We start from the raw sequence: 17,178 nt of genomic DNA, 5'->3' as shown, positions 1-17,178 counted from the left end.
TGCAGTCGCGGCTCTCGGCCCTATCCTGATTGGACGATTCAAAAAGGTTTGGTCATGACAACTGTTGCAGTTCTCGTCGGCTCACTTCGCCGCGATTCTATCAATCGCAAATTCGCTGAAAGCATTGGCAAGCTGGCCGGTGAGCGGCTCACATTCCAGTTTGTCGATATTGGCGACTTGCCGCTCTACAATGAAGATCTGTGGGAAAACACGCCGGAGTCCGTCACTCGTCTCAAGCAAGAGGTCGAAGCCGCAGACGCCGTTCTGTTCGTCACACCGGAATATAACCGCTCATTTTCGCCAGCCATTAAAAACGCCATTGACTGGGGCACACGTCCCTATGGCAAAAACTCCTGGGCCACCAAGCCATCCGCCGTTATCGGCACCAGCCCCGGTGCCACCGGTGCAGCATCCGGCCAAAACGCGCTGCGCGGTCTGCTGACAGTGGTCGATACCGTGCATATGGCCCAGCCTGAGGTCTACTTCGTGTACAAACCTGAATTGTTCGACGCCGATAACAACATCGTCGATCAATCCACCAAGGACTTTCTTAACCGTTTCGTCGATCGCTTTGCCAAGTGGATCGATCAGACGTCGGAGCCGAAGACGAAGGCCCAGCCAGACGCACACTCCTGAAATGACAAAGCCCGGATGTCGCATCCGGGCTTTTCGTCAGGCAAACAAGCTGCACAGCCAGAATGTCAAGGCTGAAATCAGCGCTGCCGCCGGTAGGGTCACGATCCACGCGATCACGATATTGCCTGCAAGCCCCCAGCGCACGGCAGAAACTCGCCGGGCTGCACCGACACCAACAATTGCTCCGGTAATGGTGTGGGTGGTGGATACGGGAATGCCAAGCCATGTGGCGGCAAACAGGGTAATCGCGCCGCCTGTTTCCGCGCAGAAACCTTGCATCGGGTTCAGCCGGGTGATCTTGGACCCCATGGTGTGGACAATGCGCCAGCCACCGAACAGCGTTCCCATCGCCATGGCGGCCTGGCAGGAAATCACCACCCAGAACGGCACGTAGAATTCACCGCCGAGATACCCTTGCGAGTAGAGCAGAACGGCAATGATGCCCATGGTCTTCTGCGCATCGTTTCCGCCGTGACCGAGCGAGTAGAGCGACGCAGAAATGAACTGCATCACGCGAAACGTGCGGTCCACTGCGAACGGCGTCTGGCGCACGAATGCCCAGGAGACGAGGAGAACCAGCAGCAGCGCGAGTAAGAAGCCGATCATCGGCGACAGGAAAATGGCACTGGCCGTTTTCAAAAGGCCTGATAGTACCACGGCATCCAAGCCGGTTTTGGCCAGTCCCGCCCCTACAAGCCCGCCCACAAGCGCGTGGGATGAACTGGAGGGAATGCCAAAAATCCACGTCACCACGTTCCAGATGATCGCGCCCATCAGAGCCGAAAAAATCACGGCAGGGCTGATGATATCCGGGTTGATAATGCCCGTTCCCAAGGTCTCGGCCACATGCAGGCCGAAAAACAGGAACGCGATAAAGTTGAAGAACGCCGCCCACATCACCGCAAACTGCGGGCGCAATACGCGGGTTGAGACAATCGTGGCGATAGAGTTGGCCGCATCATGCAGGCCGTTCAGAAAGTCGAAGAGCAGCGCGATGCCAATCAGCGCCAGCAGCAGCGGAAACGCGAGCGTGGCATCCATCAAACGTTCTCGATCACAATGCCGCTGATCTCGTTGGCCACGTCCTCGAACCGGTCAACAACTTTTTCAAGCTGGCCGTAGATTTCCGCGCCGATCATATAGGCCATGGGATTGGTAGAGCCGTGCCGCTGGAACAGGTCCTTTAGGCCCTGATCGTGCAGCTCATCGGCGCGGCCTTCCACGCGCATTACCTCTTCGGCAATGCTGTTCAGCCGCATCGAATGCGTGCCGACGCGGTTGAGAAGCGGTATGGCCTCGGCAATCAGTGCCGCTGCCTCCACAATCACAGCACCCATTTCCTGCATACGCGGGTCAAAGGTCTTCTGCTCAAACAGCCGGATGGTTTTGACCGTTTTGTGCATCATGTCGATGGCGTCGTCCATCGACTGAATGAGGTCCTTGATATCGCCCCGGTCAAACGGTGTGATAAAGCTGCGGCGGGTGGCCAGCAGCACATCGCGGGTAATATCGTCGGCTTCATGCTCCAGCGCCACCACGCGGTTGCAATGTGCCTCCATATTGCCGTCGCCGGAAAGCAGGGCTTTCAGGGCATCGGCAGCACCAACAACCGTGCGCGAATGCTGGGCAAACAGATCGAAAAACCTGTCTTCGCGCGGCATGAGCGCCTTGAACCAACCTAACATGGTGTATTTCCTTGAGACTGATGACGGGGCTGTCATAAAACAGTCACAAACCATTGGATAGCGAAAACGCTGGCAAGCGGCAAACAACCCTCTGAATCATGGGGATTAGTGGTCAAGACGCCGGATTTAAGCAGATTTTCCGATTGTATCGGCGACCACGGCACCGCGCTCACCCATAGGCTTGGGATGCCCGGTGGTGGAATCTTCCTCGGTCTGGTGCTCAGCTTCAGCGTTGATCTCCGCACCGACGATGATAATCATCACCGAGATCCAGGTCCACGTCATCAGGCCGATAACAGCACCAAGCGTACCATACGTGGCATTATAATCAGCGAAATTCTCAATGTAATAGGAGAAGCCGAGCGATGCGATGATCCAGACGACGGTTGCAATCACTGCGCCCCAGGTCAGCCACTGCCACTTGGCCTTTTCACGGCTGGGGCCGAAGCGATACATCAGCGTGATCCCGGTGACGACCACCAGAAACAGGATAGGCCAACGCGCCAGTCTTACCAGCATCTCCGTCCAGCTCGACAAATTGGCATAGGCCAGAACGGCGGGAACCACACCAAGCGCAATCAGGAAGAAGGTCCCAAGGAAAATGGCACCAAGCGTGAACGTCAGCGAAATCAGGTTGAGCCGGAAGAAGCTGCGCTTTTCATATTCCTGATAGGCGACATTCATGCCGTCGAACAGGGCTTTCACCCCGTTATTGGCACTCCACAGCGCGACGCTGAAACCAAACACGAAGCTGAAACTCAGGAGGTCATTAGTCTGGCGCACCAGACCTTCCAACTGCCCCTGAATCAGCGTCAGTGCATCATGGGGCAGGACACCGACCAGAAACGCACTGTGATCGTAGATCGTTTGCGGATTTCCAAAGAACCCGTAGACCGAGACGAATGCGGTGAGAGCCGGGAAAACAGCCAGCAACAGATAGAAGGTGACGCCGGCCGAAATAAGCATGACGCGGTCGTCATTGACCTTGCCATAGACCCGCCACAGAATATCCCACCACCCTTTAAGCGGGATACCCTCAGGCGATGTCGCACCGCGACCGCGATCATCCGTTTCCGTCACACCATATCTCGTTTCAGCGTTTGAGGCCGTCACGGCGTGTGGTAAACGGAGTTGTCCTCCACAGTCGCCGGGTTCTTTGTATAGCGGCCAGATTTCGGCACTGCAATGGATTCGAAGTCTTCAGCCAGCCTATCCAGCGCAATCCGCATGTTATCCCCGGCCAATGGTGTTCCGTGGCCGGTAATAACAAGCTTGGGGTCCAGTGCGGCCAGCGCCTTTACCGAGCTTTCGGCCTCCTGCCAGTTCGGTGTGAAGTAGCGCGGCGGACCGTGCATCTCCGGCTTTTGCGTCATGACCTCATAGGCCGATTCCTGACCGGTGGTGATAAAAGCGTCGCCGACAATCAGCGAGCCATCGCTCTCACGCCACAGAGAAATGTGGCCCGGTGTGTGGCCGGGCGTGTGAATCCAGCGCCAGCCCTCCATAAACGGCACGCTGCCGTCTTCAGGAAGGGCATGCAAACGCTCGGACACGTCAAACGGAGAGCGTGGAAACAACGGCGACAGCAGCGCCATGGCTCCACCGCCAACCCAGGGATCGGCGGGCGGATAGGATGCGCCGCCGTTAAGGTACGGCAGTTCCAGCGTGTGTGCGTACACTGGCGCGTCCCAATCCTTGGCGAGTTTCTCTACCGACCCCGCATGGTCAAAATGGCCGTGGGTCATGATGATCGCAGCAGGCCGGGCGCCATTGCCGAACCGGTGCCTCGCGCATTCCATGATGGCGTCGTGCGATGTCGGAAGCCCGGTGTCGATCATCACCCAACTCCGGTCCCCGCCATCGGGCTTGCCGTAAAACACGACACTGACGATCGACAGTTTGAGATAGGCGATATCCGGTATCAACTGTCGTGACCCATGGGCCGCTTGTGTGCTGGGCGCTTCATCATCGTGCGACAGTTCGATTTGTACAGCCATGCTGTCCTCCTGCTTATGCTCAGTCGTTCAACAGCAAAAGTACTTGAAATGTTCCGTTAACCACAGTGGAAATGAATATGATGGCGACCGTGAAACCGGGATTTTTCTATATATGCCCGTACGCCAAACACGTCGGCGATCAATGCCTCGGTCAGCACCTCCTCCGGCAATCCGGCGGCCACCACCTTGCCCTTGTGCAGCACGGCCAGACTATCGCAGAACATGGCCGCCAGATTGAGGTCATGCAGCGCAATGATGCTGGTGACCGGCAGACCGGCAACCAGCGACAGGATTTCCAGCTGGTGCTGGATATCGAGGTGATTGGTCGGCTCATCCAGCAGCAGTTCCCCCGGTGTCTGCGCCAGCGCGCGCGCAATATGCACCCGCTGACGCTCACCGCCGGAAAGCGTGTGCCAGAATTGATGCGCCTTGTGCGCCATGCCAACATGGGAGAGCGCGTTGTCAACGGCCTGATCATCCAGCGCTGTCCATGGCGACAGCGCACCCCGGTGCGGGGTGCGCCCCAGACGCACCACGTCCAGCACGGTAACCTGCGCTTCCGTGGTTGCCTGTTGTTCTACAAAAGCAATCCGGCGGGCGATATCGGTGCGGGGAAGGGTGGCGATATCCACGCCATCCAGCGAAATCACGCCGCTTTCCACCTTTCGGAGCCGACAGATCAGCCGCAACAGGCTGGACTTGCCCGACCCGTTCGGCCCGATCAGGCCCAGCGTGCGCCCGGGCGCAACGTCAATCGTCACACCATCCACAATCATGGTGCCAGCGGTGGCCCAGCGCACATCCTTGGTTGAAATGCTCATACGGGCCTCCGGGCCTTATAAAGGATCAGCGCAAAGGCCGGTGCGCCAAACAGCGCTGTCACCACACCAATCGGCAGGATTTGCTGCGGAATGATGATGCGTGAGACAATATCGGCCAGCACCATGAAGATCGCACCGATCATCGCCGCCGCTGGCAGCAATCTCCGGTGCCCCGGCCCGGTCAAAAACCGCGCCGCATGGGGTATCACCAGCCCGACAAAGCCAATGGAGCCGACAATGCTGACCATGGTGGCCGTCATCGCCGCCGTCAGCCCCAGCAGAACCAGCCGGACCCGCCGCACGGGAATACCGAGTGCTGCGGCTGAATCCGCCCCAAAGGTGAATGCATCCAGCGCCCGCGCATAGGCCATGCAGATAAAGAAGCCGATGAGTGCCACCGGCGCGGCCATATAGACATCCGGCCAGCGAATGCCGCCCAGACTGCCAAGCAGCCAGAACATCACGCCCCGCGCTTGTTCCGCATTGGCAGAGGTGGTGACGATGTAGGAGGTCAGCGCATTGAAGAGCTGAGACCCTGCGACACCGGCCAGAATGACCCGGTCTGCCCCGCCGCCTGCACCCGCCGCCAGCGCTGACACCAACGCGAACGCCACCACCGCGCCAACAAATGCCCCGGTGGACAGCGTTATGACACCATAGCCGACATTGAGGATCATCACCGCGACGGCACCGGTCGAAGCACCGGCAGAGATGCCCAGCACATAGGGCTCGGCCAGTGGATTGCGCAGCAACGCCTGGAGGATAGCACCTGATAGTGCCAATGCTGCCCCGCAGAAGGCCGCCACCAGTGCTCGGCTCAACCGGTAGTTCCAGATAATGCCTTCATGCATGGTGTTCAGCGCAAACTGGGTTCCGAGCACGCCATTGCTCAGCGCTTTTAGGCTGGTGGACAACGGAATGGCGATCTCGCCAATCGATACAGCCAGCCCCAGCGCCAGCAACAGAATGACGAGCGAGAGAATGGCCAGCGGCAACCACAGCCGCCAGCCACCACGCCCTGATATGGCGTGGTTCATTTTGCCAGACCCGATGCGATGATGCCACGCGCCAGTTGCTCGATGCCATCGATGGTGCGGATGGTCGGGTTCATGGATTGTGCATCCATCAGCACGAAGCGCTTGTTCTTCACCGCATCCATCTGCGATGTAACGCTGTCGTTCTCCAGAAAGTCGATCTTGGCGGCAGCGCTGTCGGCGGCGTAACGGCGGCGGTCCATCTCGGCGATCACGATGATGGCGGGATCGGCATTGATGATGGTCTCCCATCCGACCAGAGGCCATTCCTCTTCCGTATCGACAACATTTTTAGCGCCAAGTGTTTTCAAGATATAGGCAGGCGCGCTGTTTTTACCCGCGATGAAGGCATCGCCCGCCAGTTCCTCGCTGGAAAACCAGAAAACAATCGGCAAGCCGCTGTTGCCCGCAGTGCCAATCGACGCCACGGCCTTCGCCTCGCGTGCCTTCAACTCCGCAATCAGTGCGGCACCGCGCTCTTCAATATCGAAAATCTGCGCAAGTTCGCTGATCTGGCGATAGATCAGGTCCATGGTAAACAGCTCTTTGCGCACGCCATCGCCGCCGGTCGTGTTGTTCTTGGCAACGCAGTCGGCAGGTGAAACATACGTGTTGATGCCGAGTTCGCCAAACTGATCGCGTTTGCCGACGGAACCGGATGTGCCCACATGCCACTCAAACTCCGCAGCGACCAGATCAGGCTCCTGACCCACGACGGATTCGAAGCTTGGATCGTTGTCCGCCAACCGTTTGATCCGCTTGTTGGCCTCTTCAAACGGTTTCAGCACCGGTCCAACCCAGACACCGGTGCCCACCATCTTATCGGCAAGCCCAAGCGAAAACAGTATCTCGGTCATGCCCTGGCCGATGGATACAATCTTTTCCGGGGCTTTTGTAAATGTTACCGGCGCGCCGCAATTTTGCACTGTCAAAGGATACCGGGTCGGGCCAGCTTGGGCGGCGCCCATAAACACCAGAAACAGGCTGGTGGCTATAACTGCACGGGAAATGCTCTTTATAAACATGAATAATCTCTCTCGAAGGACGTGGCAGCGCGTGTATACGTAATAACATTACGTTACGTCAAGCTGGATGTGAGTCGTGCTCGGAATGAAGAAAGTTGACAGCTGTCAACTCGATTTATTCGAAGCTTTTCGAGAGGGTAGCGTAGAGATACGCCGTGAACTGACGTCGAATTTGGTCATCATAACTCCTGCTCCGGGCAACCCCGCCCGGGAATGGATTTCGGTTATGACGGCAGGTCTCCTGGCTTGCGGATATGCGCCTCTCATCTGCCTTCCCGCGCTTTCAAGGCTTTGCCTCGACTATGCAGTGGCATGGTGCATTTGCGCACCGCCTCATGGGTTCCAGAAGACCCATGGGGATGATTGACAATCCGCTTACAGTTGCGGGGGCAGCCACGGTTTTGGTCCCCATTCGGGGTGGCCCGCACCGTGTTCCCTATTAATCCCCTTGAGAGTCATCGTTAGGGGAACCGTCACCCGTTTGATAGGCTGAGGACCCCTTGGACGTCAACCACCAAATACATCGCGGAGGTTGGAACCGCTTTTGGGTGTGAGATCCAGATCGGCTTCAATATGGTCAATATGGTGCAGCATTAGCGCGGTAGCCTGCGCCAGATCCCGCTTTTCCAGAGCTTCGACAATATCGTGATGCTCGGAATGGCCGCAACTGGAAATGGCCGACTGCCCATAAACAGCGATGACCAGAGACGAGCGAGCCACGAGCTCTTCCATAAATCGGGTCAGCACGGCGTTTCCGGCAATTTGGGCCAGTGCCAGATGCAGGTCGCCCGATGCCTTGATCTCGGCGCGCCGCGCAATCTGGCCGTGTTCGTTCCTCAGGCGACCCTCTTCTTGCAACAACGCTTTCAGATGGTGGCTGTGGGCCTCTTCAAGCTTACTGGCCGCTTCTGAAAGAATGACCGGCTCCAGCAGCCGCCGTGCCGCAAAGAGCTGCCGCGCTTCTTCGGGGGATGGCTGCGCGACAAACGCGCCCCGGTTTTTTTCCACCGTTACCAGTCCCTCATAGGACAAGGCCTGAAGAGCGGCCCGGGCCAGCGTGCGGCTGACGTGGAAAAGCTTGCCGACGTCAGCTTCGGACAGTTTCGTCCCCGGGGTCAGTCGTCGGTCGATAATCGCGTCGCGAATGGCGTCACGGATCGCTTCGCTGGTTTGGGTCATGGGCATACGCTACTCTAGCGTGGGGCGCGAAAATTTGAAACTTGTTTTGTAACAAAATCCTGCTCAAATCGTATACAATCTGGTTTGGCACCGGCTGAATATTTGAGCAAAGCGGTCTTACGGTATAGCGAGTCTCATGTTTATCCCGGTCATCTGCAATCTGGCACAGTTGATGCATCGTTGGTTCAGTCAACGGAGATGGCTGAATGTCCAAAGCGGCAGAAATCGATATCGTATCCGTATCCAAGGTCTACGGCACCACGACAGCGGTGCAATCCATCAGCCTGAAAATACCGGCTGGCAGCTATTGCTGCTTCCTCGGGCCATCGGGCTGTGGAAAAACCTCCACACTGCGCATGATTGCCGGGCATGAAAGCATCAGTTCCGGCGACATTCGGCTTGGCAATGTGGTGGTGACAGATTTTCCGCCTGCCAAACGCGGCACATCCATGATGTTTCAGTCCTATGCGCTGTTTCCCCATCTGGATCTGATCGACAACGTTGCCTTCAGCCTGAAAATGAAGGGCGTGGATAAGGATACGCGCCGTGCAAAAGCGCTGGACATGCTGAAGCTTATGCAGATGGATGCCTACGCCACCCGACGCCCGGCACAGTTGTCCGGTGGGCAGCAGCAGCGCGTGGCGCTGGCGCGCGCCTTCATCACAGACCCCGAAGCGCTGCTTCTGGACGAGCCGCTGTCCGCCCTCGACCCATTCCTGAAAATCCGGATGCGGGCGGAACTGAAAAAATTGCAGAAGACGCTCGGCATCACCTTCGTGCACGTTACCCACAGCCAAGAGGAAGCCATGGCACTGGCGGACCTGATCGTGGTGATGAATGACGGGCGCATAGAGCAGGCAGCCACGCCGCGCACGGTGTTTGAGCGCCCGGCCACTGCCTTTGTCGCCCGCTTCATGGGCGATCACAACGTTCTGTCGGGCCGCGTTGTGGAACAGAATGGTGACATGATGACCATCGAAGCGCCGGAAGGCTTGAGATTTTCCGCACGCGGGGAGGGCCGCCCGGTGGGCGCTTCCGCCGATATCGGCATCCGCATGGATCGGGTACGGATCGGTGATGCCAGCGAAAAGACGCTCGGCTTCAACGGGATCGTCTCCAACGTCGAATACCGTGGCTCCTCCGTCAAACTGACTGTGCTGGGTGCTGGCAGCGACGATTTTACCGTGCTGATCAGCGATACCGATTACTTCAAAACGCCCGTTTCCGTGGGCGATGCCGTGCCTTTGAGTTGGGCCGATGAGGATGTGATCCTCCTTGGTCGCGTGAATTAATTTCAAAAACAAGGGGAAATGCGCATGACCGAAACGCTGAAGAATACGGGGCTTTCACGACGCTCACTGCTGAAAACCGGGGCTGCGGCAGCCGGTGCCATTATCGGCTCCGGTGCGATCACCGGCTTCCCGACCATCTGGGCACAAAACCCGATCACGCTGCGCCAGTTCGGCACGGGCGTGTCCAACATCAATGCCATTGCGCAAAAGTGTAAGGAAGACCTCGGCATAACCCTGGAAATGACGGCGACCGATTCCGATGCCGCCGCGCAGCGCGCCGTAACCCAGCCCGACAGCTACGATATTGCCGATATCGAATACTGGATTGCCAAAAAGGTCTTCCCCGCTGGCGTCATGCAGCCCATGGATGTCTCGAAGATCAAGTATTACGACAAGATCGTACCGCTGTTCATCAATGGCAAGCTGAAGGCCGATAGCAAGATTGCCCAGGGCACGGCACCCCATACCGTGGGCTTTGTGGAAGCGCAGGATTCCAAAACCTTTGCCAAGGAACCCACCAACTGGATGACGCTGATCCCCACCATTTACAACGCCGATACGCTCGGCATCCGCCCGGATCTGGTTGGCCGTGATATCTCGTCCTGGGCCGATATCATGGACCCGGCATTCAAAGGCAAAACGTCGATCATCAACATTCCCTCCATCGGTATCATGGATGCGGCCATGATCTGTGAAGCCATGGGCAAGGTGAAATATGCCGACAAGGGCAATATGACCCGTGATGAAATCGACCAGACCATCGACTTCCTGATCAAGGCAAAGGGTGACGGTCAGTTCCGCGCCTTCTGGAAAAGCTTCGATGAAAGCGTGAACCTGATGGCATCGGGTGAGGTCGTCATTCAGTCCATGTGGTCGCCAGCGGTCGCGGCTGTGCGCTCGCGCGGCATTGCCTGCAAATACCAGCCGCTGAAGGAAGGCTACCGCGCCTGGGGCGGTGGTCTGGGCATGGCCAAGCACCTGTCCGGTGCGCAGCTTGATGCAGCCTACGAATATATCAACTGGTATTTGTCCGGCTGGGTCGGTGCCTATCTGAACCGTCAGGGCTATTATTCTGCCGCGATGGACACTGCCAAAAACTTCATGACCGCAGACGAATGGGGCTACTGGGTGGAAGGCAAGCCTGCGCAAGGCGATATCATGTCGCCGGAAGGCAAGATCATGGAAAAAGCCGGTGCCGTGCGTGATGGCGGCTCGTTTGAAGAGCGGATCGGCTCGGTCGCCTGCTGGAACTCGGTGATGGACGAAGACCGCTACATGGTCCGCCGCTGGAATGAATTCATCGCTGCCTGACGTATCAAGCCTCCTCGCAATCGAGCGAGGAGGCATTGCCCTTTATCATGAGGACGCGGAATGAGCGCAGGACAGATTGCAGATGTACCGATGACGGACAAACCGCTCGGCATTACCAGACGTTTGCCAAAGAGAGGGCTGCAGAAACTCGCCGCCTATCTTCAGGCCGCGCCGCTTGCCTTGATCCTTGGCTTCTTCTTTCTGCTGCCCATTCTCGCCATCGTCGTCGTCAGCTTCTGGGATTATGATTTCGCCGGTATCTATCCTGATTTTCTGACCATGAACTACACTGAGACGCTGGGGTCATGGGTGACGTGGAAAATCTATCTCAACACGTTCAAATTCACCGCTATTGTCTGGGCGCTCACGCTGCTGATCGGCTTCTGGGTTGCGTATTTTCTGGCGTTTCATGTGCGTACCGCCACCATGCAGATGCTGCTGTTTCTGGTCTGCACGGTGCCGTTTCTGACCTCCAATATTATTCGCATGATTTCGTGGATACCAGTGCTGGGTCGCAATGGCCTGATCAACACCACACTCATGAATATGGGCTTGGTGCGTGACCCCGTGGAATGGCTGCTCTATTCGGACTTTGCCGTGGTGCTGGCCATGGTGCATCTCTACACGCTGTTTATGGTCACACCCATTTTCAATACGCTGATGCGCATTGATCGCTCGCTGGTGGAGGCAGCGCGCGATGCCGGTGCGACCGGCTGGCAGATCCTTTGGAACGTCATCATCCCACTCGCCAAGCCCGGCATCGCCATCGGCACCATTTTCGTTGTCACGCTGGTCATGGCGGACTTTTCCACCGTGCAGGTCATGTCCGGCGGGCAGAGCGCGTCGGTGGCGCTGATGATGAAGAACCAGATGTCGCTGCTGCAATATCCCGCTGCCGCTGCCAATGCCGTGGTGCTGCTGATCATCGTTCTCATGATGGTGGCCGCCATCCTGCGTGTCGTCGATATTCGCAAGGAACTGTAGGATGAACCACGAAAAGCGCACCTTTGAATTTTACGTGCTGGCAGGCTTCTTCCTTCTGTTCGTGCTGTTTCTCTACGGACCCCTGTCGGCCATTCTCATTTTGTCGTTTCAGGGGCCGGAGGGCGGATTGACCTTTCCGCTGAATGGCGTGTCGCTGCACTGGTTCCACAACCTGTTTCAGCAACAGGCCGTGGGTGACTTCGGTGCCTCGTTCAAGCGCTCCTTTGTTCTGGGACTGATGGTCATGGCGGTCACAGTGCTGGTGTCGCTGCTGGCAGGCCTGGCCTTTCGCCAGCGGTTTCGCGGTGGCACGGCGCTGTTCTATCTGGCAGTGGCAAGCCTCGTGGTGCCGTCGATTATCATCAGTCTCGGCATCGGCGTGGTGTTTCAACAAAGCGGGCTGAAACCCGCTTGGTATTCCTCCGCATTCGGTGCGCATCTAACCTGGACCCTGCCATTTGGCGTGCTGATCATGTTTGCCGTGTTCAACCGGTTTTCCCCGGCTTATGAGGAAGCGGCGCGCGATCTCGGTGCGTCCGCATGGCAAACGTTCCGCCATGTCGTGCTGCCGATGATTGCCCCGAGCCTGATCGGTGTCGGCCTGTTCGGATTTTCGCTGTCCTATGATGAATTTGCCCGCACGCTGATGACATCAGGCACCTACAACACACTGCCACTGGAGATCTACGGAATGACCACGAATGTAACCACGCCGGTTCTCTATGCGCTTGGGACCGTCACCACGGTGTTTTCCTTTACCATCATTCTGGCGGCGCTGGGGCTGATCATCAGCCTGCGGCGCAAACAAGCCAAGGGGGTGTAATGCGTCTTCTGGTCGTCAACCCCAACAGCACCGCCACCATGACGCAGAAGGCCGTAGACGCGGCGCGGCTTGTGGCGGCGCATGGCACGGACATTATCGCCGCAACTTCCAAAACCGGTCCCGCCTCCATTGAGGGTTATTATGACGGCGCCATGGCGGTGCCGGGTCTGCTGGAAGAAATCCGAATTGGGGAGGCGGCAGGCGCACAAGCGGCCATCATCGCCTGTTTTGACGACACCGGACTGGATGCGGCCCGCACCATGGCGAACATTCCGGTGCTGGGCCTGTGTGAGTGCGCGCTGGTCACGGCGGGGTTTCTGGCACCTCGCTTTACCGTTGTTACCACGTTGGGGCGCTCGCGAGTGCTGATTGAAGATCTGGTGCACCATTACGGCATGGCGCACCGCGTCAAGGTTCGCGCTGCCGATATTCCTGTGCTGGATCTGGAGGACGACCATTCCGGCGCGTTGGACAAGCTGCATCGCCAGATTGAGCAGGCGCTGATGCAGGATGGTGCGGAAGCCATCGTGCTTGGCTGCGCGGGTATGGCAGACCTCGCGCTTCAACTGCAGTCCGATTACGGCATACCGGTGGTCGATGGCGTTTCGGCGGCGGTGAAGCAGGCAGAAGCGCTTTTGACTCAACGGTTGACTACGGCCAAACGTGGCTCTTATGCACCGCCGATCCCCAAGCCATTTGCGGATTCTTAAACTATTTTGCACCGCACACGCTATGGCGCTTGACAGATGGGTATGCCTGTAATTTAATCGTGCCTGTTGATTGGGCAAACCAATCTAAAGACTCTTCACATGACTTTGATGTCGACAGGCAGTTTCGCCTCATGACGCCCCGCCAGTAGCGGGAGCAAGCGTCATGAGGTTTTTTGTTTTTGGCGGTTCGCATGGACAAGGCAATCAAAATCGGCGTGCTTTACTCCACCACCGGCCCCTATGGGCCAATGGGGCGGGAAGGGCGGGATGGTGCTGAATTTGCAATCGAGGAACTGCGCAGCGCCCAGGGCGTAGCGGTCGAACCGGTGTTCGTCGATCCTGAGGCCGATATCAACCGGTATCTGGAGGGCGCGCGCTACCTGCTGCGCGAGGCGGGATGCCGCCATATCGTCGGCACCATCACCTCGCTCGCCCGCAAAGAGGTTATTCCCCTCGTTGAAAAGCACGACGGCTTGCTGTGGTATATGTGCCCGTTCGAAGGGTTCGAAGCCAACGAGAATGTCATCTATATCGGGGCCACGCCCAGGCAGCACCTGCTGCCGCTGTTTGATTATCTGCTGCCGCGGTTTGGCAACCGGCCCTATCTGGTGGGTGCCAACTATGTGTGGGGCTGGGAAATGAACCGGCTGGCCCGCGAGCTGATCCTCCAGGCGGGCGGCGAGGTGCTGGGAGAACGGTACCTGCCGCTGGAAGAGACGGCGGTGGAGCGGCTCGTTCTTGATATCGAAATGCGGCGACCGAGCTTTATTCTCAACAACCTCATTGGCCCATCCAGCTACGCCTTTCTGCGCGCGATTGATGCGCTTGGAAAGCGGGATCCGGCTTTTCTGCCCGAAAACTGTCCGGTGGTGAGCTGCGATCTGACCGAGTGCGAGCTGGACGAACTGGCACCCTGCGCCGGAGAAGGACAACTGACGGCAGCGGCCTATTTCGACAGTCTTGGTTCCGGTGAAAACCTCAGTTTCAAGGCGCGGGTGGCACGGCATTATGGTGCGCCGCGTCTGGTGTCCAGCCTGTTTGCGAGCGCCTATGCAGCAGTCAAGCTGTGTGTTGAGGCGATTGGCGAAGCGGGCAGCGACGAGCCCTTCCGCGTGCGACAGATGCTGGCGCAACGCGCCCACAACACCGTTCTGGGGCCAATCGTCATCGACCGCGAAACCAATCACGCAGCACTGCCTTTCCATTTAGGTCGTATACGGCATGGGCATGGGTTCGATATCATCCAGTCCCAACCCGCCGTGGCGGCAGACCCGTATCTGACCGGCCAGCGCACCCGCCAACCGCCAAAACTGCGGGTGGTCTCATGAGGCAAACACCGAATTTCAACGGATGGCGGGCCACCGTTCTGCACCGCGAAGATGCCACAACGGAGCGGCTGACGCGCCAACTGCGCCTGCTAGGCCTGCATGTGGAAACGCGCTGGCAGCCGCTGGAGCCGACGGAACTGCCCGACATCATTCTTGTGGATGCTGATCAGGGCTGGAACGATCTTCTGCCCTGGCAGGGCGTGGCCGCGCCGCGTCCGCTGGTGGCGCTGCTCGGCTCGGAAGCGCCGGGCCGCATCGCATGGGCGCTGGAGCAGGGGGCGGGGGCTATCATCGCCAAACCGATGAGTGCGTCTGCGGTCTATCCGGCGCTGGTCATGGCTGTCAGCGTGTTTGAGGAACGCCGGGATATGGCCGAGCGACATGCGCGGCTGGAAGAGCGTATTCGGCTGCGCCCGCTGGTTCATGCCGCCATACAGAAAATCATGGGCAGCCATCAGATGGATGAGGATGCCGCGTACCGTCTCCTGCGCAACAGCGCCATGCAGAAGAGGGTTCCCATGGAACAGATAGCGGCTTCGTTTCTGGGCGGTCCGTCCCTGCCGGAGGTGAAGTAATGCGCGTTTTGTCCTCCATGTTGCGCCAGCCTTCGGCGCTATTTGGCCTGTTGATTGTGGTGATTGTCGTTGGCCTCGCGATCGCCGCACCGCTGGTGGCACCCTATAGCCCCGACGAACAGATGTTTGACGGGCTGACGCTGGAAGGCGCGCCGCTGGCTCCCAACAGCCAGTTTCTGCTGGGCACCGATACGCTGGGCCGTGACCTGTTTTCGCGCCTGCTGTACGGCGCGCGTACCTCGCTCGTCATCGGGCTGGTGGCCAATGGCGTGGCGGTTACCATTGGCCTGCTGGTGGGCATTCTCTCCGGCTATCTGCGCGGGTTGGTCGGCAATCTGCTGATGCGATTTACCGATCTGATGATGGCGTTTCCGGCGCTGTTGCTTGCCATTGTGCTGGCGGCGCTGCTGCGACCAAGCCTGTGGATCGTTGCCATGGTGATTGCGCTCGTCAACTGGGTGCAGGTGGCGCGCATTGTCTATACGGAAACGCGCGGGCTGGTGGAGCGCGACTTTATCGTGGCGGAGCGTTCGCTCGGCGCGGGGCATTTGCGCATTCTGTTCAAGCATATTCTACCGCATCTCATGCCCACGGCCATTGTGTGGGGCACGCTGGGCATTGCCACGACGGTGCTTCTGGAAGCGACGCTGTCCTTCCTCGGCATTGGCGTGCAGCCACCGCAACCAAGCTGGGGCAACATCATTTTCGAGAGCCAAAGCTATTTTCAGGCGGCGCCGTGGCTGGTGTTCTTCCCCGGCGCTGTCATTCTGCTGACGGCTCTGTCCTTCAATCTGGTGGGGGATGCGCTGCGCGATATTCTTGACCCTACCCAGCGCGGACGGGGCTGAACCATGGTGTTTCTTATTCTTCGCCGCCTGGGCCAGACAGCGCTGATCCTGCTGGGGGTCGCCGCGATAACCTTCCTGCTGCTGTACGCACTGCCGGCCGACCCCGCCCGCATGATTGCGGGACGCAGCGCAACGGCGCAAACGGTGGCCAACATCCGCACCCAGTTGGGGCTGGACCAGCCGTTGCTGACGCAATTCTGGACCTATTTGCAGGGCATTGTTCAGGGCAATCTAGGCCGTTCCTACGCGCAGAAAACAGATGTTGGTGCGCTGATTGCAGCGCGTCTGCCCGCAACGCTGGTGCTGATGGCAGCCGGTATTTGCGTGGAAGTGGTGCTCGGCGTTATCTTCGGCGTGATTGCGGCCCTGAAACGCGGCGGCATGGTGGACCGCGTGGTGATGATGGCCTCTTTCGTTGGCGTATCGGCACCGCAATTCGTGGTGGCGCTGCTGCTGCTTTACGTCTTCGCGGTTACGCTTGGCTGGTTTCCCATGAGCGGCTTCGGCTCAGCGGCGCATGTGGTGCTGCCAGCGGCCACGCTCGGTATTCTCGGCGCTGGCTGGTATGCGCGCATGGTGCGCTCCGCCATGATTGATGTGCTCAATCAGGATTATGTGCGCACGGCCCGCGCCAAGGGCCTGTCCTCAGCCCGGATCGTGTTTCGCCATGCGCTGCCCAATGCGCTGCTGCCAATCATTGCCATGATCGGGATCGACATTGGCCAGTTCATGGGCGGTGTTGTTGTGGTGGAGGCGGTCTATGGCTGGCCGGGCATTGGGCAACTGGCATGGCAGGCCATTCAGCAAGTGGATATCCCCATCATCATGGGCGTTACGCTGGTGTCGGCGCTGGCGATCGTGCTTGGCAATCTGCTGGCCGATGTCATCGCACCGCTGATCGATCCGCGCATACGCGGACGTTGATACTGA

The 17,178-nt window shown here is 58.5% G+C and carries 17 protein-coding genes, 1 pseudogene and 1 riboswitch; of the genes and pseudogenes, 10 read left to right on the top strand and 8 right to left on the bottom strand.

The features are described 5' to 3' along the window. Nucleotides 1-54: 54 nt before the first annotated feature. Nucleotides 55-636: an NADPH-dependent FMN reductase gene (locus IFT84_RS06700; RefSeq protein ID WP_192117888.1), complete on the top strand. Its 582-nt coding sequence runs from the start codon at nucleotides 55-57 to the stop codon at nucleotides 634-636. Between the two features lie 36 nt (nucleotides 637-672). Here the strand turns inward: IFT84_RS06700 and IFT84_RS06695 are convergent, their stop codons facing one another. The 8 genes from IFT84_RS06695 to IFT84_RS06660 form a co-directional block, all read right to left on the bottom strand. After that, the gene (locus tag IFT84_RS06695) at nucleotides 673-1,677 is read right to left on the bottom strand and encodes an inorganic phosphate transporter (protein ID WP_192117887.1); all 1,005 of its coding nucleotides are present in this window, start codon (nucleotides 1,675-1,677) and stop codon (nucleotides 673-675) included. Continuing rightward, nucleotides 1,677-2,321, bottom strand: a complete 645-nt coding sequence (locus IFT84_RS06690; protein ID WP_192117886.1) for a DUF47 domain-containing protein — start codon at nucleotides 2,319-2,321, stop codon at nucleotides 1,677-1,679. Before IFT84_RS06690 ends, IFT84_RS06695 begins: the two co-directional genes overlap by 1 nt. A gap of 126 nt (nucleotides 2,322-2,447) precedes the next feature. Next, nucleotides 2,448-3,401 carry a YihY/virulence factor BrkB family protein gene (locus tag IFT84_RS06685; protein WP_342212840.1) on the bottom strand — a complete coding sequence of 318 codons (954 nt, stop codon included), beginning with the start codon at nucleotides 3,399-3,401 and terminating at the stop codon, nucleotides 2,448-2,450. Nucleotides 3,402-3,430: 29 nt separating this feature from the next. Then, nucleotides 3,431-4,318, bottom strand: coding sequence for an MBL fold metallo-hydrolase (locus tag IFT84_RS06680; protein ID WP_192117885.1), 888 nt, complete (start codon nucleotides 4,316-4,318; stop codon nucleotides 3,431-3,433). Between the two features lie 56 nt (nucleotides 4,319-4,374). Then, the gene (locus IFT84_RS06675; RefSeq protein WP_192117884.1) at nucleotides 4,375-5,139 is read right to left on the bottom strand and encodes an ABC transporter ATP-binding protein; all 765 of its coding nucleotides are present in this window, start codon (nucleotides 5,137-5,139) and stop codon (nucleotides 4,375-4,377) included. Continuing rightward, nucleotides 5,136-6,176 carry a FecCD family ABC transporter permease gene (locus IFT84_RS06670; protein ID WP_192117883.1) on the bottom strand — a complete coding sequence of 347 codons (1,041 nt, stop codon included), beginning with the start codon at nucleotides 6,174-6,176 and terminating at the stop codon, nucleotides 5,136-5,138. Before IFT84_RS06670 ends, IFT84_RS06675 begins: the two co-directional genes overlap by 4 nt. Then, nucleotides 6,173-7,141: an ABC transporter substrate-binding protein gene (locus tag IFT84_RS06665; RefSeq protein ID WP_244651143.1), complete on the bottom strand. Its 969-nt coding sequence runs from the start codon at nucleotides 7,139-7,141 to the stop codon at nucleotides 6,173-6,175. The genes IFT84_RS06670 and IFT84_RS06665 overlap by 4 nt, the downstream gene beginning before the upstream one ends. Before the next feature lie 271 nt (nucleotides 7,142-7,412). Then, a riboswitch (cobalamin riboswitch) is annotated at nucleotides 7,413-7,686 on the bottom strand. Nucleotides 7,687-7,705: 19 nt separating this feature from the next. After that, a complete protein-coding gene (locus tag IFT84_RS06660) occupies nucleotides 7,706-8,383 on the bottom strand; it encodes a GntR family transcriptional regulator (protein WP_446737575.1) in 678 nt (225 codons plus the stop codon). A gap of 200 nt (nucleotides 8,384-8,583) precedes the next feature. Here IFT84_RS06660 and IFT84_RS06655 point away from each other — a divergent pair, with 200 nt between their 5' ends. From IFT84_RS06655 to IFT84_RS06615, 9 genes and pseudogenes are all read left to right on the top strand, one after another. Beyond that, nucleotides 8,584-9,669 carry an ABC transporter ATP-binding protein gene (locus tag IFT84_RS06655; protein ID WP_192117880.1) on the top strand — a complete coding sequence of 362 codons (1,086 nt, stop codon included), beginning with the start codon at nucleotides 8,584-8,586 and terminating at the stop codon, nucleotides 9,667-9,669. A 24-nt stretch (nucleotides 9,670-9,693) separates the two neighbouring features. Beyond that, the gene (locus tag IFT84_RS06650) at nucleotides 9,694-10,980 is read left to right on the top strand and encodes an ABC transporter substrate-binding protein (protein WP_192117879.1); all 1,287 of its coding nucleotides are present in this window, start codon (nucleotides 9,694-9,696) and stop codon (nucleotides 10,978-10,980) included. 153 nt (nucleotides 10,981-11,133) lie between these two features. Continuing rightward, a pseudogene (locus tag IFT84_RS06645) lies at nucleotides 11,134-11,964 on the top strand (ABC transporter permease); the annotation flags it as partial. 1 nt (nucleotide 11,965) lies between these two features. Then, nucleotides 11,966-12,787, top strand: a complete 822-nt coding sequence (locus IFT84_RS06640) for an ABC transporter permease (RefSeq protein ID WP_192117878.1) — start codon at nucleotides 11,966-11,968, stop codon at nucleotides 12,785-12,787. Next, nucleotides 12,787-13,497 carry an aspartate/glutamate racemase family protein gene (locus IFT84_RS06635; protein WP_192117877.1) on the top strand — a complete coding sequence of 237 codons (711 nt, stop codon included), beginning with the start codon at nucleotides 12,787-12,789 and terminating at the stop codon, nucleotides 13,495-13,497. Before IFT84_RS06640 ends, IFT84_RS06635 begins: the two co-directional genes overlap by 1 nt. Nucleotides 13,498-13,688: 191 nt before the next feature. Beyond that, nucleotides 13,689-14,825: a transporter substrate-binding protein gene (locus IFT84_RS06630; protein ID WP_192117876.1), complete on the top strand. Its 1,137-nt coding sequence runs from the start codon at nucleotides 13,689-13,691 to the stop codon at nucleotides 14,823-14,825. After that, nucleotides 14,822-15,400 carry an ANTAR domain-containing response regulator gene (locus IFT84_RS06625; protein WP_192117875.1) on the top strand — a complete coding sequence of 193 codons (579 nt, stop codon included), beginning with the start codon at nucleotides 14,822-14,824 and terminating at the stop codon, nucleotides 15,398-15,400. The genes IFT84_RS06630 and IFT84_RS06625 overlap by 4 nt, the downstream gene beginning before the upstream one ends. Further along, nucleotides 15,400-16,248, top strand: coding sequence for an ABC transporter permease (locus tag IFT84_RS06620; protein ID WP_192117874.1), 849 nt, complete (start codon nucleotides 15,400-15,402; stop codon nucleotides 16,246-16,248). Before IFT84_RS06625 ends, IFT84_RS06620 begins: the two co-directional genes overlap by 1 nt. A 3-nt stretch (nucleotides 16,249-16,251) precedes the next feature. Then, entirely contained in the window at nucleotides 16,252-17,172 is a 921-nt protein-coding gene (locus IFT84_RS06615; protein WP_192117873.1) for an ABC transporter permease, read from the top strand. The last annotated feature ends 6 nt before the right edge of the window (nucleotides 17,173-17,178 follow it).

It is taken from the genome of Rhizobium sp. CFBP 8762, assembly GCF_014841565.1.
Classification (GTDB): domain Bacteria; phylum Pseudomonadota; class Alphaproteobacteria; order Rhizobiales; family Rhizobiaceae; genus CFBP-8762.
The sequence above is the reverse complement of the archived record's forward strand: the minus strand, read 5'-3'. Positions and strand labels throughout refer to the sequence as shown.